General features: G+C 52.2%; 9 protein-coding genes. All 9 read right to left on the reverse strand.

The window, feature by feature from the left end:
- Nucleotides 1-9: 9 nt before the first annotated feature.
- The 9 genes from urtC to Undi14_RS14415 all read right to left on the reverse strand — a co-directional run bounded on the left by urtC (nt 10) and on the right by Undi14_RS14415 (nt 17,220).
- The gene (gene urtC / locus Undi14_RS14375) at nt 10-1,092 is read right to left on the reverse strand and encodes an urea ABC transporter permease subunit UrtC (RefSeq protein WP_200181071.1); all 1,083 of its coding nucleotides are present in this window, start codon (nt 1,090-1,092) and stop codon (nt 10-12) included.
- Nucleotides 1,092-2,750 carry an urea ABC transporter permease subunit UrtB gene (gene urtB, locus Undi14_RS14380; protein ID WP_234030614.1) on the reverse strand — a complete coding sequence of 553 codons (1,659 nt, stop codon included), beginning with the start codon at nt 2,748-2,750 and terminating at the stop codon, nt 1,092-1,094. The genes urtC and urtB overlap by 1 nt, the downstream gene beginning before the upstream one ends.
- 198 nt (nt 2,751-2,948) lie before the next feature.
- Nucleotides 2,949-4,202, reverse strand: coding sequence for an urea ABC transporter substrate-binding protein (gene urtA / locus Undi14_RS14385; protein WP_186885758.1), 1,254 nt, complete (start codon nt 4,200-4,202; stop codon nt 2,949-2,951).
- A gap of 689 nt (nt 4,203-4,891) precedes the next feature.
- Nucleotides 4,892-6,337, reverse strand: a complete 1,446-nt coding sequence (locus Undi14_RS14390; protein WP_200181073.1) for a mannose-1-phosphate guanylyltransferase/mannose-6-phosphate isomerase — start codon at nt 6,335-6,337, stop codon at nt 4,892-4,894.
- Between the two features lie 48 nt (nt 6,338-6,385).
- A complete protein-coding gene (locus Undi14_RS14395) occupies nt 6,386-7,138 on the reverse strand; it encodes an isoprenyl transferase (protein WP_200181076.1) in 753 nt (250 codons plus the stop codon).
- Between the two features lie 203 nt (nt 7,139-7,341).
- On the reverse strand, nt 7,342-9,297 hold the full coding sequence (gene recD / locus Undi14_RS14400; protein WP_200181078.1) for an exodeoxyribonuclease V subunit alpha: 1,956 nt from the start codon (nt 9,295-9,297) through the stop codon (nt 7,342-7,344).
- The gene (gene recB, locus Undi14_RS14405; protein WP_200181080.1) at nt 9,294-12,971 is read right to left on the reverse strand and encodes an exodeoxyribonuclease V subunit beta; all 3,678 of its coding nucleotides are present in this window, start codon (nt 12,969-12,971) and stop codon (nt 9,294-9,296) included. The genes recD and recB overlap by 4 nt, the downstream gene beginning before the upstream one ends.
- The gene (gene recC, locus Undi14_RS14410; RefSeq protein ID WP_200181081.1) at nt 12,968-16,402 is read right to left on the reverse strand and encodes an exodeoxyribonuclease V subunit gamma; all 3,435 of its coding nucleotides are present in this window, start codon (nt 16,400-16,402) and stop codon (nt 12,968-12,970) included. Before recC ends, recB begins: the two co-directional genes overlap by 4 nt.
- Before the next feature lie 281 nt (nt 16,403-16,683).
- On the reverse strand, nt 16,684-17,220 hold the full coding sequence (locus tag Undi14_RS14415; RefSeq protein ID WP_186898185.1) for a response regulator transcription factor: 537 nt from the start codon (nt 17,218-17,220) through the stop codon (nt 16,684-16,686).
- Between the last annotated feature and the right edge of the window lies 1 nt (nt 17,221).

Genomic DNA, 17,221 nt, shown 5'->3' on the forward strand with positions numbered 1-17,221 from the left:
TCAAGTAAGTCATGCGGACTCCCCACGTTTGCGCAACTTGCCGGCTAAACCCAATATGCCTTTTTGCATGAATAGCGTCACCAGAATGAATAATAAGCCCAGCGCATATAACCAGAGATCAGGAAACGCCGCCGTAAACCAGCTCTTGAGACCATTCACAGTGAACGCCCCGATAATCGGGCCAAGCAAAGTGCCGCGCCCGCCAACGGCGGCCCAGATCACCATCTCTATCGAATTTCCCGGCGACATTTCAGACGGATTGATAATGCCGACCTGCGGCACATACAAAGCCCCGGCAATGCCGCACAAGACCGCAGACAAGGTCCAGATAAACAGCTTGAACCATAAGGGATCGTAGCCGATGAACATCAGGCGCGATTCTGAATCTCTGACCGCCTGCAACACCCGCCCGAGTTTGGACTGCACGATCCAGCGACACAAAAATAAAGCGGCCAGCAGAATCACTAAGGTCATCAGATACAACACGGCTTTGGTGCCCGGCGCGGTGATGCTGAAACCGAGTATGCGTTTAAAATCAGTAAAACCATTATTGCCGCCAAAGCCTGTGTTATTGCGGAAAAACAGCAGCATGAAGGCAAAGGTCATGGCTTGCGTGATGATGGAAAAATACACGCCTTTGATTCTGGAACGGAAAGCGAAATAGCCAAAGACGAATGCCAGCACACCGGGCACCAGCACCACCAGCGCCATGCAATACCAGAAATGATCCGTCAGCGACCAGTACCACGGGTAAGTTTTCCAATCGAGGAACACCATGAAATCGGGTAAGTCGCTTTGATACACACCGTCACGGCCAATCGCGCGCATCAGATACATGCCATGCGCGTAAGCACCGAGCGCAAAAAATACGCCGTGCCCCAAAGACAATATACCGGTATAGCCCCACACCAGATCCAGCGCCATCGCCGCCAGTGCGTAACACATGAACTTGGCAACGATACCGATCACATACGAAGACACATGCAAGGCATGGCCTTCAGGGAACACCAGATAGCACAGCGGCAGCAGCGCCGCGATCAGCGCCAGTACGACGATGCCCGTCCATGCCGGACGTGAAAATAAATGGCGCATCAGTCGACACTCCTTCCCTTGAGTGCAAACAAGCCCTGCGGTCTGCGTTGAATAAAGATGATAATGAACACCAGAATCACAATTTTGGCCATCACCGCACCTGCCACTGGCTCCAGAAATTTATTCACTTCACCGAGGCCGAATGCCGCAATCACGGTACCCGCCAGCTGGCCGACACCACCCAGCACCACCACCATAAATGAATCAACGATATAGCTCTGCCCCAGATCAGGGCCGACATTCCCCAACTGAGACAAGGCAACGCCGCCCAGACCCGCGATGCCAGAACCCAGACCAAAGGTCAGCATATCGATCTTGCCGGTCGCGACGCCGACACAATCGGCCATGCGGCGATTTTGCGTCACGGCACGCACAAATAAGCCCATGCGGGTTTTATTCAGAATCAGCCAAACCGCAAAAACCACTGCCAGAGAAAAGAAAATAATGATGATGCGGTTGTAAGACAACACCAGTGAGCCCATCACTGTGACGCCGCCAGACATCCAGGCAGGATTGGCCACCTCGACGTTTTGCGCGCCGAACACCGAACGTACACCCTGCATCAGCATCAGGCTGATACCCCAGGTACATAGCAGGGTTTCCAAAGGGCGGCCATAGAGCCAGCGAATCACCGTGCGTTCCAGCACGATACCGACCATGCCCGAGACCAGAAAAGCCGCTGGCACGGCCAGCAATAAATAAGCGTCAATCGCTTCCGGGAAAAAATGCCGGAACAGTGACTGGCAAACATAGGTCGTATAGGCACCTATCATCAGTAATTCGCCATGCGCCATATTGATGATACCCATCAGTCCGAACGTGATCGCCAGCCCCAGCGCTGCCAGCAACAACACGCTGCCGAGCGAGATGCCATAAAACAGATTGCCGACGAATTCGGTACGGGCTATGCGGTTGTCGATGGCATTCAAGGTGGCCACCGCTGCGACGCGTATGCTTTCGTCCGGCTCGGCATAACTACCATCCGGACGTTGGGTGATCATTTCCTGCAATGCAGGTTTCAGATTCGCATTCGCACTGGTGACGAGTGTTTTGACCGCCGCTTTACGAATGGCGGGATCTTCTGCATGCAGATTCACAGTCGCGATCAGCATTTGCAGCAATGCGCCGATTTCAGGATCTTTTTCTTTGACATACGCCTTATTGAGCAAAGGCAGTTGTTCCGGCGTCGCTTCTTTTTGCAACGCATGCGCCGCCGCCAGACGGACTACGCGCTCCGGTGCAAACAGCTTCAGACCGGATAAGGCGCTGTCGACTGCAGCACGCAAGCGATTGTTAATCGCGATGACATCAGCACCATCAGGCAAAGCGACTTTTTTGCCATCGGCTAAGGCGATGAACTGCTCACCCTCAGGCAGAAAAACCTGATCGTCTTTGAAATACAATTCTTCATTTTTAAGTGCAGTCAACACTTTCGCGGCTTCATCATTCGCCAGCGCGGCGATCGTATTGACGGCAGCGATACGTGCATCAGGATCATCACCCGCCAGCGCTTTAAGCTGACTCGCGTCGATCGCTGCATGCGCTGTTGCCGGTAGCAACACAGCGAACAAGACGCTGAACAAGATGCCACATAATCTGCCACATAAGATGCCGGGCATAGTGACAAGCAGGCGTGCCAACATTTTCTGGAATGTCATAGTTCTGCAGACGCATTCATTCGTGGAAATTTCATGGAATTCTGTTGTAGGCAGAAACGGGAACATGCCGCTTCCGCATTGGCAGACCAAAATTGGCAGATCAAAGCCAGGCAACATTCCCCATACGCGCGAGCAACGACCTGGTCAGTCGGGAAAACACCAGGAAGTGCTCACGCAAGGAGAAAACTGCCGCGCTGCTTACAGCTTTTGCTTACCTTCATTGCCCTTGATATACGGGCTCCATGGTTGCGCACGGATAGGCGCTTTGGTTTTATAGACGACGCTGAACTGGCCGTCTGCTTTAATCTCACCGATCATGACGGGTTTATGCAGATGATGATTCGTCGCATCCATCGTCAGTTCAAAGCCGGATGGGGCTTTGAAAGTCTGCCCGCCCATCGCTGCGATCACTTTATCGGTATCCGTGGATTTAGCTTTTTCCACCGCTTGCTTCCACATATAAATGCCGACGTAGGTTGCTTCCATCGGGTCATTCGTCACCACGGTGGCAGCATTCGGCAATTTTTTGGCGACCGCATACGCCTTCCATTTTTTGATGAATTCCGCATTCACCGGATTTTTGACGGACTCAAAGTAATTCCATGCGGCCAGATGGCCCACCAGTGGTTTGGTATCGACGCCGCGCAATTCTTCTTCACCAACCGAGAACGCTACGACAGGCACATCGGTCGCTTTCAGACCGGCATTACCAAGCTCCTTGTAAAACGGTACATTCGAATCGCCATTAATGGTCGAGATCACAGCAGTTTTTCCACCGGCAGAAAATTTCTTGATATTCGCGACGATGGTCTGGTAATCAGAATGACCAAACGGTGTGTAGACTTCATCGATGTCGCTGTCTTTCACGCCTTTGCTATGCAGGAAAGCGCGCAGGATTTTATTGGTTGTGCGTGGATAGACATAGTCTGTACCCAGCAGCACGAAACGTTTTGCCGCGCCACCTTCTTTTGACATCAGATATTCTGTCGCCGGTATCGCTTGCTGATTCGGTGCAGCGCCGGTGTAAAACACGTTTTTCTCCAGCTCTTCACCTTCATATTGCACAGGGTAAAACAGCAGGCTGTTCAACTCTTTAAACACTGGCAACACCGATTTGCGTGATACCGATGTCCAGCAACCAAACACCACTGACACTTTATCCTGCGACACTAACTGCCGTGCTTTCTCAGCAAACAAAGGCCAGTTGGATGCCGGATCAACAACCACCGCTTCCAGTTTTTTACCCATGACGCCGCCCTTGGCATTGATTTCATCAATCGTCATCAGTGCCACGTCTTTCAGCGATGTTTCGGAAATCGCCATCGTGCCTGAGAGGGAATGCAAAATGCCAACCTTGATCGTATCTGCTGCGAATGCCTGAGCCATCCAGCCCGATGTAGCGAGCGCCATTGCGCCAATTGCTGTTGCTTTCAAAACCGTACGACGTGTCATGATTTCTCCTGAAGGTGGTGGGTAACAAAGAAACTGCAAGCTTCACCAGCCTATGAGCAGATAGCGTGCCACGTTCGCAAAAAGCCTGAAAAATCTGCCAGCACATCCTGAAATAGAGAGAATTTGGGGGAGTATATGCAGAAAACAGCCTTATCTCCTTATGAATATTGGGCTGTTTTACATACTGGGGGGAGTATATTTAGTGCTTGCGGAGGCGTTTTTTCGGCATGGCGAGGCTCCGTCGCTGTGCGGGGTGTGCCAGCTTGAGATAATTTGCGGCGCGAATGCCCCATAAGGTCTCAGTGCGGACGCCGTTGCGATTTCAGATCTGTGCGTGATTCGGGCAGACAGGCATCTGCCTGAACCAGAACGGAGCGAAAAGTATCTGAATCTGAAACGCGCTGCGCTTTCTGTCTTTTTCGGTGCAACCCTGCATTCGCATTGTGCGCAACGAATAAAACCAGCGCGCAAAAAAAATACGGAGACTGTCTGTTCAGTCTCCGTACCCTTGTTCTGGACGGTGGCCAACCCGCTATCTGCTGATCCGGCACACCTTGTTACCGTCATACATATCAGTTGTATGTACAGTAACTGAGATGAATCATACCAAGAAATTGTGTCATTGCCATGACATACATCAAAAGAATTGTGCTTGCCTGGCGCCGCACTGTTTTTATACCTTACCGCATTTACTTCGTACGGCCATAGGTGTCTTCAAAACGGACGATATCGTCTTCACCCAGATAACTGCCGGACTGCACTTCGATAATCTCCAGCGGTATCGCGCCCGGATTCGCCAACCGATGTACTTCACCGAGCGGAATATAGGTGGATTGATTTTCCGTCAGCAGCATGACTTTATCGCCGCAAGTGACTTCGGCCGTTCCTCTGACCACGACCCAATGTTCAGCACGGTGATGATGCTTTTGCAGACTCAGGCTGGCACCGGGCTTGACCTGTATGCGCTTGACCTTGAAACGTTCTTCTTCATCAATGCTGTCATACCAGCCCCAGGGACGATACACCTTGCGGTGCAAAGTATGTTCCTGCCGTCCCTGCTGCGTTAATTGCGCCACAATCGCCTTCACATCCTGACTTTGGCGACGGTCGGCCACCAGCACGGCATCCGGCGTTTCGACGACCACCAGATGATCAATGCCAACGGTGCTGACAAGGCGGCTGGACGAATAAATCAGGCTATTGCTGGAATTGGTCTGTATCACATCGCCATAGGTCACGTTCGCCTGCGCATCCTGTTTGCCGACCTGCCAGACCGCATCCCACGCGCCCAGATCGTTCCAACCGGCGGCCAGCGGAATCATGCGTATGTCAAAAGCTGACCCCGGGCATTTTTCCATCACGGCATAATCGATAGAATCTGCGGGAATATTGGCAAAAGCAGCCGCGTCAGGACGGATGAATTGAGCATCACTGGTTTTTTCCGACCACGAGAGTCTGGCAGACTCCGCAATATCAGGCCGGAATTGCGCCAGCGCTTTCAGCCAGGTGCTGGCTCTGAGCACAAACATGCCGCTATTCCAAAGGTATTCGCCGCTGTCCAGATATTGCTGCGCGGTCGCTGCATCAGGCTTTTCGGCAAACTGCGCGACTGCAGATTCGCCAAACGATGCTGCCTGCCCGGTTCTGCGGATATAGCCGTAGCCAGTTTCAGGGCGATCAGGCGTAATACCTAAAATAATAATCGCACCATCGCTGGCGGCACGCACGCTCTGCTGTAATGCGTTGGTGAACGCGGCGTCATCCTGTATGGTCTGATCTGCCGGCGTCACCACCAGAACCGGATCATCGCCTTTGGCGGTAGCTTCGAGAGCCGCCAGCGTCAATGCCGGTGCGGTATTTTTTCCGGTGGGTTCCAGTAACAGACTGGCCTGAACCGACTTCATTTCACGCAATTGATCGAGTGCCAGAAAACGGTGCTCTTCATTGGTCACGATCAGTGTAGGACTGACCTGAATATCGGCATCAGCAATTGCATTCACGCGTTGCACAGCCTGCTGAAACAGGCTGGTCGTGCCAGACAACACCAGAAACTGTTTAGGAAAACCAGCGCGTGACAAGGGCCACAGGCGGGTGCCTGAGCCACCACATAAAATTACCGGAACAATTTTGGTCATTGATAATTCCCGCCTGCATTACATAAAAAATAGCGTTGCTATGCTGTTTTACTCAGCAGATTCCAGCAACTGTTCGCTGGTTCTGCCGAAACGACGTTCGCGCTTCTGGAACGAGGCGATCGCTTCATCCAGCGATTTGCCATCGAAATCCGGCCAGTAAGTATCGGTAAAGAAAAATTCGGAATAAGCCATTTGCCACAGCAGGAAATTCGATATGCGCGCCTCGCCACCGGTGCGTATCAGCATATCTGGCGGTGGTGCATACGCCATAGACAATTTTGACGACAGCATTTCTTCGGTAATACTGTCCTGATCCAGCCCTTCACGAATCAAGGCATTACAGGCATTGACGATATCCCAGCGGCCACCATAATTGGCGCAGATCGTCAGCGTCAGCCCGGTATTGGCGGCGGTTTTTTCTTCTGCGTTGCGGATCAGCTCTTTGAGTTCGGTGTCAAACTTGTTCAGATCACCAATGATTTTCAGACGGATATTGTTCTGGCACATATTGTTAATCTCAAGTACCAGTACTTTCCGGAACAACTTCATGAGCAGTGAGACTTCCTCCGGTGGACGACGCCAGTTTTCTGAGCTGAACGCAAACAAAGTCAGATAGCGAACGCCGCGATTACAACACGCTTCCACCACTTTATTGACGGCATTCACCCCTTTGGTATGCCCGGCAAATCGGGGCAACAATCGTTGCTTCGCCCATCGGCCGTTACCATCCATAATGATTGCGATATGTTCGGGGATGTTTCCTGATTCAGCCTTGGCGGGCTTACTTAAGTCTTTACTCATACAATTTACATTCTTTATTTAACACGTCTATCCAAGATAACAACCTCCAAGAATGTCACAACGTTGATACGAGCACATCAATTTCGAAGGTATCAGTCATCAGTCCGCGCTCCGGGCGACTTATCTGGTACGCGGGGGATTATAAAAGACTTCACCGGAAACCAAAGGATTAATCTGCAATTCAACTCTGAATTTATTTTCAATTAAACAATATTTAACTCTTCTCGCAAGCCACTCGCCCGTAGCGTCAGGCGCCCGATTGCATGGCTTAGCACACCTGATACAGGCGTCAGCAGGCTGAAATTCTGCTTTGCCCGGGTAATACCGGTATAAATCAACTCGCGGGTAATCACTGGCGACGCCTCGGCTGGCAATACCATCACCGTATGCTGAAATTCAGATCCTTGTGATTTATGCACGGTCATCGCGAACGCGGTTTCAACATGGCGCAAACGGGAGGTCAGTACGTGGCGCAATTTATCGCCATCCAGAAAATAAACCCGTTGTACCTTGTCTTTACTGAAGTCAGGCAAGGTCATACCGATGTCGCCGTTAAAAACACCGGTACCGTAATCGTTACGCGTAATCATCACCGGACGCCCGCTATACCATTCGCTACGGCTGTTGATATGCCCCAATTGATGCAGGTGTCGTTCGATGGCCTGATTCAAACCACTGACGCCCCAATCTCCTTCTCTGACCGCGCACAAAATACGGAATGATTCAAAAGCTCTGAGAACAGCAATCACCCATAGATGAAACTGCGCTTCGTCGCCGCCCTGCGGCCTTTGTGCCAGTAATTGCAAGTAAGTGAAATAGCCGCCCTCTGCGCCAGCCCTACCATACAAGGCCATTTGCAATAGCGTTTTTTGCTGGGCAGATTCGGCCCAGAACAGGACTTGCTCATCTGCTCTGCGCAAACAATCAATCGCAAGGTCTGTCTGCCCGCTGTTCACAGCCAATGCCAGCGCGCCGATGGCACCGCTGAACCTACGGCTCTTTCTGAGCATCACGGTCTGCTGTGCTATCACGCTGCCATCGGCAATGAACTCTGGCGGAATCTCTTTGCCGCAGGCGCTGGCAATATAGCGCGCCGTGGCAGGCGAATAATTTCCGGATTCGGCGCGATCACACAAATCGCCCAACACCGCCCCCGCCTCTACCGACGCCAGCTGATCTTTATCGCCCAGCAAAATCAACATGGTGGAATCTGGCAACGCCGCTAACAGCGAGGCCATCATTTCCAGATGCACCATCGACGCCTCATCCACGATCAGCACGTCAATATCGAGCAAATTCCCGGCATGATGCCGGAATGCCCGCGTATCTGGACGAGCACCCAGCAAACTATGCAGCGTACGCGCGGCACCGATTCTGTTGGTCAGCTCCGCCAGCGGTAACGCCGGACCGATTTTCTCCGCGAGTTCAGACAAAGCGTGATCAATCGCCTGCTTCAGGCGCGCTGCGGCCTTACCGGTCGGTGCAGCCAATGCGATACGCAAACGTTCAGGATGTGCGGACAAGGCAAACAACAAAGCCAGCAGCCGTGCCACGGTGTAGGTTTTCCCCGTCCCCGGCCCGCCAGTAATGACAGAAAAATGACTGCGGACAGCAATCGCACAAGCAGTCTTTTGCCAATCTATCTCGTCGGAAGCGTTGAACAAGATATCCAGCCAGCGCGACACTGCTACCACATCGACAGGCATCAAAGCAGATGCGCGTTGTCTGACGGCAGAGGCAATCGCCATTTCATGTCGCCAGTAACGACGCAGATACAGGCTGTCTCTGTGCAACACCAGCGGTTGCTGCTGATCGTCCCGGCTCGCCACATCAGGCAGATAAATTTGCGCAGAACTACTGAGTACATCCAGCCAACCGGCCACGTCAGCAGGCAAATCCATATCAGCGATCAGCGTTTCCCACAGCGGCACATCCCACCCCAACAAAGCACAAGGATCAGTCACCAAGGCTTCGAGTTTGATACAACTATGACCAAGCGCTTCAAGTTCGCATAACAAGCCGACGAGCAGCAGTTGGCGCTGGTCCTGCATGCCAAGGCTATGCATGAAGCGCACAAAGGCGACGGACAAAAGGCGGACATGACCACGCTCTGCATATTGTTTGAGCCGTTCCAGCACTGGCGGTGTCGCTACCATCATGATGGGATTTCCTTTGTATCAGCAAATTTACCACCGGTAGACATATCGCCTGCCGCCGAATCATCGTCGCGCATCATCTGATCGAGTCTGGCGAGAAATTCCGGGTCTGCTTCAAGATGGTAACAACCATGCGTCTCTTCGTTCGCAACGCCGCGCATAAAGAAAAAAATCGCACCGCCAAGATGGATGGCAGGGGCGTAAGCCTCACCGATACGCAACTGCAACAAACGGTGTAAGGCCAGCATATAGATCGCTCCCTGCACATCATATCGATGCGCCGCCATGGCAGAGGCGAGACCCGCTTTGTGATAACTCAGATCGTCAACACCAACAACATTCGACTTGTAATCCAGCACCCAGTACTTTCCTTCATATTCAAACACCAGATCGGCAAAGCCCATCAGCAAACCATGCAACTCGCGTTCACTCAGGGCATCGCGTGGTATGCCGTCCAGAAAAAATTCCTGACATAAGCGATCAATTTTCTGCGCATTCACCCGCTCACACGGAAACCAGAATTCCATCTCGGGCAAAAACGTCGACAGCCCGATCAGGCTGACATTCGCTGGCAATAAGGGAGTCGTGGCGATGCGCTTTAGCCAGACGATGATATCGTCCAGATGATTATCCCAGCCTGCGCGCTGACAACGGGAAGTCAGTCTGGTATCAAAGCTGTCGGACTCTATGAAATCAAAGCCCTCGCCCGCCATCCATTCGAGCTGCTCATGTAAAAATTGTCCCGGCATCGCACCACGCGGAAAACGATGCCAGGCGCTGTTGCCCGACGCTGGCACCGGTGCGGTGTCATCTTCTTCCAGCAGCTTGCTGTCCTGCACTCGGGTCATATTGCCGGTGGACGTCATACCGCGTGTCAGCGAGGTAAAACTACCAACCGCCCAGTCACGTTCAAATTCCTGCGTATATTCAGGAATATCCACCAGGCTTTGCTGCGCCTCATGACGCGTGTAGAAACTCACACCGGGTAAATCTGCGACATTGATGATCGCGATGTCATCGCAAGCATCGCTCATGTCATGCAGAGCATCATTCAGCGCGACCGCCTTGAGTGTCGTTTCCCCCGCCAGCAGATAGCCAAACGCCGACTCGTGTATTTTGTCCTGATTCGAGGAGATACCCAGCCACAGCGCATGCACGGCGCGGGTGACAGCCACATAAAACAGGCGGATGTCCTCTTCTTTTCTGGCACGGTTCACCGCATCCAGCGCTGCCTGCGACAAAGCAAAATCAATTTTCCGCACACCGGATTCATCGAAGTAATCAAAGAAACTGCGGTTCATGCGGGTCGTCACCCGGGTCGATACGGCAAATGGCAGATACACCAATGGATATTGCAAGCCTTTGGATTTATGTATCGTAATCACCTTGACCAGTTTTGCGTCGCTCTCCAGTCGCAAGATGTGTTCGTCGCTGTGCTGACTATCGTCCGCCATTTGCTCTGCCAGCCAGCGAACCAGCGATTGCTCGCCATCGAGCTGCATGCTGGCCGTTTCGAGTAATTCAGCCAGATGCAGGATATTGGTTAAACTACGTTCGCCGCCGACCTCGCTGAGTAATTTTGCCGGCAATTCCAGCATGTGAATAAAACGCCGGATCGCAGCGAGTACGCCCTGCCGTTGCCAGACAGAGTGCAGTTCTTTTAATTGCGCGGTACAGTTTTCCCACGCCTCATCGTCGGACGCCAGCGTGATCAGTTGCCCGATGCTGAGTTTCGCTGTTTTGGTGGCAAACGCGGCGCGACCGACAGTGTCATCCAGCGGATTCGAGAATGCATGCAGCCAGCGCAATACATCTCTGGCCTCGTCGCTATTGAGTACCGAGTCTTTATCTGACAAATACACGCTGGCGACATTTCGCTTTTGCAGTGCGCTGCGAACGGCTTCGGCTTCAAATTTATCCCTGACCAGAATCGCGATATCCGCCGCCTGCAATCGCTGCATTCCCTGTGCGCCCTGAAAACCCGTCCGCGGGCTATTCAGTTGCGTCACAATATGCTCGGCACAGTGTTCCGCAAAAAAATAAAGATACTCGTCTTTTTTCATATCCGGATTCGCCGATGCCCATAGATTCAGCGCTTTGACTTCGCCATCGGCATTGACAAACTTTTCTGCCCGGCCATGTGCAGTGACCGCTTCAAACGGCATAGGATCAGCTGCCGCACGCCGGAATCGGAACGCACCTGCGGCAAACGCGGCATCTTCATTTGTTTCCGCATGCAGAAACACATGATTCACGGCATGCACCAGCGCATGGGTGGAACGGAAGTTAGTGCCTAGTAAATAATGCCGGCCCGTGGTCGCTACGCGGGCTGCCAGATAACTTTGTATATCAGCACCGCGAAAACCATAAATCGATTGTTTAGGATCGCCAATCAGAAACAAGCCCTGCGTCGCCGCGTTCTCGTTAATGCGATAAATCGCGTCAAAAATCGCATACTGATCTGGCGAGGTATCCTGAAATTCATCGACCATCGCCACCGGATATTGCTGACGGATACGCAGATTCAGTGCAGCCGCATTCGGCCCGCTGACTGCTGCACGCAAGCGTTGCAACATATCGTTAAAACCAAACTGGCGACTGCTACGCTTGAGCAAATCCGCACGGGCAACGATCACAGAAACCGCATGCCGATACAGCGCATGTTTCATCGGCTCTATCTCCCACAGCTTTGCAGCGAGCGGTGCTATGTCGTTAAATACGGCGGGAATATCCGGCTCATATCCTTTATTGCATGCGCTCAGTAAGGCATCCGGTGTCAACTTTTCTGCGGCGGTTTCAAAACCATCCGGCCAGACCAGCGAAGGCGTCTGTGCCCAGACTTTGAGACCTGCCAGCCATTTATCCAGCGAGGCGGGTTTTAATTTCGTCGCACTGAATTGTTTCGGTGACGCCTCTCTTTCCGCGGCAAACCATTGCATCATCTGATCGGCTTTCTCTGCCCAACCAGCCTTCAAATTAACCAGAATTTTTTCCTGTTCCGCCAATGTCTGCGCAATAAAAACGGATAAAGGCTGCGTGATACGCACACCGAGCAAACCGGCAAACGGCACCAGCTTCAGCACCGCAGCCGAAAGTGCAGGTGCATCATTCCAGAACGAGGTTACCAGCGAGAATCCATTGCTATCAAGCGGATACACCTGCTGCCGCCAGTAATCCAGCGCGGCATTTTCGAGTAAAGAAGACTCGCTGGCGATCAGCTCTTCATCGAACAGACAACCGCTATCAAACGCATGCTCTTTGAGCATACGCTGACACCAGGCATCAATCGTAAAAATCGCCGCCTCATCCATAGCCTGCGCCGCCATACTGAGTCGATACGCCGCCTGTTGTTGCAATTCCTGCGTAGGATAAGCCTGTATCAATTCGCTGATGAAATGATCATTCGCGGGCACCTCGCCAGACCTGAAGTAGCCAGCAGCTTCCGTCAGCCGCTGACGTATGCGATCCGACAATTCTCTGGTCGCCGCGCGTGTGAACGTCATCACCAGAATTTCTGAGGGATGCAAAGCGCGTTGAAACGCATGCTCACCTCCATGCCCCAATACCAGGCGCAGATACAATGCGGCGATGGTCCAGGTTTTACCGGTTCCGGCACTCGCCTCAATCAGGCGACTGCCATGTAAAGGGAAGCTTAATGGATGCAGTAGATGGCTCATTCTGATTCTCCCGTCTCTGTCATCGCACTCAGAGGCGTTACCTGAATCTCACGCGCCCATTGAAATAAAGGCTCATACAATGTTCTGGCGACGTTTTCCCAATCAGGCTCGGCGCTTAATGCAGCAAAATCAGGCCACATCCGGGCCAGATAAGGGCTTTCTACTTCGCCTCTCATGTTATAGCCACCATCATAGGTTTGTTGTGGGTTATCACCTGCAATCAGCGCCAGCGCAGTCTTACAGGCAACCGGTAAAATGCCATCAAGACCCGCGCGCCATAAAACGATCAGGGTTTCCAGTGTTGCTGTCGCAGCAGCCTGCTCCAAAGGCGGCATGCACAGGCTGGCATCGCGTGCGACCAGATAAAAAGTCACAGGATAATTCAGGCTGGCCGCGACTAATTGCCTGATCCAGATATCGATCACTTTATCTGCACGCAATTCTCCCTTGGCATTGCACACTTTGCTAGCGATCTGCATGATGGAAACGGTTTGCTGACCATCAGTACGCAGGTTTTCCAGCCAATCCGAGATACTGATATTCTGATAGCGAAACTGCACCGGCAACTTCGCTGCAGGATCGGGGAATAATTCACATAATGTCAGCCACGCCGTTTGCACCGGCATCATTTCAGCCACCAGCAGACGCTGCCATTTTTGCCCCATAAAACCCACCGGCAACAGCCCCTCACGTGAAAGCTGCGCCGCTTTTTCGGTCAGTTTTGTTTCAAGCTCAGCGATATTCCCCGGTACATCACCTCTATTGATCAGCCTGTCATTCAAAAAATATTCTTGTAAAGCATCGAGATTGAAAGGTTCCTCAGTGCCGGTCATTTGCTCTTCATCAGCAAATTGCACCCCTAATCGCTGTTGAAAAAAATGGGCGACGGGCTGACGGACGAAGCGACTCAATTCACTCAGTTTCAGACTCAGACCGGTATCGTCTTCCATGAGCGGAACACTATTGTCCGCCATGGGCTGTTGCGCTTGCGGTTGCGCTTGCAGCTGCGTTTGTAAATATGCTGCGCCCCATTCCCGCGCATACGTCAGCGGCCGATCTGGTCCGGCGAAAAAATATGCGCGGCTGAACGCCTGCATAGGATATTCATGTGTATGCTTTTGCAGATCAATGTCCCAGCCCGCATTCAGATAATCACGCAGTTGAGATACCAACACCGACGGTGGCTGCTCAGAATTATCACGGATATTTTTCCCAACCCAGCTGATGTACAGCCTGGATCGTGCAGCCAGAATCGCCTCCAGCATCAGATACCTGTCATCGTCACGCCGCGAACGGTCACCGGGTCTTGCCATTCCTTGCAAAGCCAGCAAATCAAAATCCACCTGACTTGTTCTGCGTGGAAAGTCACCTTCATTCATCCCTAACAGACAGACCAGTTGAAACGGCATCGAGCGCATAGGCATGAAGGTGCAGAAAGTCACGCCACCGGAAATAAAGCGATGATTCAGCGTTGCCTCATCTATCGATGCCAGCCATGGTTCACGGAAAACCGCGAGCGGAATCGCCTCGTCAAAATGCGCCTGTTCACAGGCATTCAGATACTTGTCGAGTGACTCATGTAGCCGTGCCAGCAACACCCTGTCATTCTCGCCGGATACGGCAAAAAAATCAGTCAGCAATTGCCGCGCCTGCTCGGCCCAGACCAGCGGTGTCTGCGGCAATGCCAGTCTGTTTTGCCATGCAATCAGCGCTTCAACAAATTCGGCAAGACAGCCCGCCATTGAGGATGACAGCCCGCCAACTTCAGCATACGGCTCTATGTCTAGATAGTGTAGCTGAGCGCCATTCGCATAACCAAGCAACATGCGGCGAATGCCAAATATCCAGGAATTCTGTTCACCAGTCGCGCCCAGCCCCAAGCCGTCCCTATGCTGTTGATTTAAGCCCCAACGGATTCCGGCACCATTAATCCAGGTCTTCAGTACCGGTAAATCTTCTTCATCCAAACCAAAGCGAGCTGCAATCGCGGGAACTTCCAGCAAATCCACAACTTCATTCTGCTGACAGCGCTGCTGCGGCAGGCGTAATAACCAGTCGAGTGCCACCATGACTGGATTTGTTTTACGATCAGAGACGTCGCCGATCTCATACGGAATATAACGTCGATCCGTCCGCTTATATTGGCCGAACACGGCGCGTATTGACGGTGTGAACTGTGCAATATCCGGCACCATAACCACCACATCACGCGGACGAATTTTATTGTCCGCCTCTGCAAAAATCCCTAACAGTCGATCATGCAGAATCTCAACTTCCCTCTGGACACTATGCGCCAGATGAAACTCAATCGAGGTATCCGTTGCTACAACCGGCGAATGGGGATGCTCCACCAGCGGCAGCAAATCGCGTATCGCCGCCTGCACTTGCGTCAGCAAAGAGTGACCTGCATCCTCTGAAAATAAATCAATTTTTAAACCGGCAAAACCTGTGCGCGCCAATTCAGCCTGATCAAACTCATCGAGCATGCGGACGAAGTCGCGCCCCAGACGTCCCCATCCGGCAAGTAAAGGATGTGCGTGGGCATGTAACTCTTCTATCGGGATCAGAGATAAATCGGTTTGATTACGCAACTGTTGCCGCTTGAACTGTACCTTGAACAACTCACGCCCCTCGATAATATCTCCCCAAAAATACTGACAGGGATTGGGCACAGCGAGTATGACTTGCGTGTGATGGGCTAATGCTGATAAGGCTTCCAGTGTCTGCCTGGGCAACGCAGAGACACCGAATAAAACCACCCGGCGTGGCAATGGCGTAGCCGGAACAACACCGCCAGAGGCCGCATCTACAAAGCGTCGGTGAACATTCACGCGCCCCAGCAAACGCTCAGCCTCAGGTAAATCAGCCAGAATCGCTCGCCATAATTTGGCCTGCCAGCGTTGGTCTGCCGGCAACGGCACCACCTCGCCATTCGCGCGACGCAGCTGATCCAGCCCCTGACTCCAGTCCTGTAACCAGTCAGTCCGGTACACCTGATATAAATCGATCAGATCAGCCAATCTCGACACCAGTTGATAGCGCCGTTCGGCATCGCCATCGGCCAGAAAATGTTTTAACGGAGAAAAATCACTGTCCTGCAACAGCGTCGGAATCAAACGCATCAGCCGCCAGGTCAGGGGCATTTTATCGAGTGATGACGTTGACGGTATCTCTGCTTTACCGAGCATGGAACGATAGATCGTCCACAAAAAACGACCCGGCAATTCAATCCGGTTCGCGGCGCTGATGTCGAAATTCTCTGCCAGCGATATTTTGAGCCACTCAGCCACGCCATTTGACTGCACCAGGAAAATATCTTTTTCCAGCGGCGACAAGGGGTTGCGTCGTATCCACTCAAATACGGCCGCACTCAACTGCTCCAACTGATTACTGTGCAAAATAATCAGCCCTGGCTTGATCACTGAAGGCATAAAAATAGGCGAGAACTGTTATGAGATAGCAGAAACAGGAATGTCCGGCTCAACTGTCTGCTGTTTAAAACTGAACCGATGCAAGCGTACCGGCACAGACGAAACTGTCCGGTATTTTTACATAAGTCACTCGGGGAGATATTCAAATTTTACTTTTGATGCGTATGTTCAGCAGCTAATGGAAGCTCAACAATACTGTTTTGCAGATGGGGCTTAACTGAGGCACGAATCAGTCTGACTGAATGTGAGATCACAAATGACCTTGAAGGATCATTTGCCTATCATTTCACCCGCTGCTTACTGAGCTTACGTGCCAGGGTACGCCTGTGCATACCCAGACGCCGCGCTGCTTCGGAGATATTGAACTCGGATTCCACCAGCACTTCGTGTATGCGTTCCCACTCCAGCGTTTTAATTGAGGTCGGACGATTCGTCAGCTCCAGATCAGTGACACCGGCGACATGGCCGAAGGCGGCTTCAATATCATCGGTATTCGATGGCTTCGCTAAATACTGGCAAGCACCCAGTTTCACGGCTTCCACCGCAGTCGCAATGCTGGCAAAGCCGGTCAGCACCACAATCTGCATGGACGGCACTTGCTGATGCAACATCTGTACACAGGCAAGCCCGGAAGCATTGCCGTTTAATTTCAGATCAACGACCGCAAACTGCGGAGAGTGTGACTTGAGTATTTCTTCTGCCGCTTCCAGACTTTCTGCATGCAATACGGTATAAGCACGTCGTTCAAACGAACGACACAAGGTACGCGCGAATGCAGTATCGTCCTCGACAATCAGCAACAGACGACTTTCTGACATA

Source organism: Undibacterium sp. 14-3-2 (genome assembly GCF_016595265.1).
Lineage (GTDB): Bacteria > Pseudomonadota > Gammaproteobacteria > Burkholderiales > Burkholderiaceae_D > Undibacterium > Undibacterium aquatile.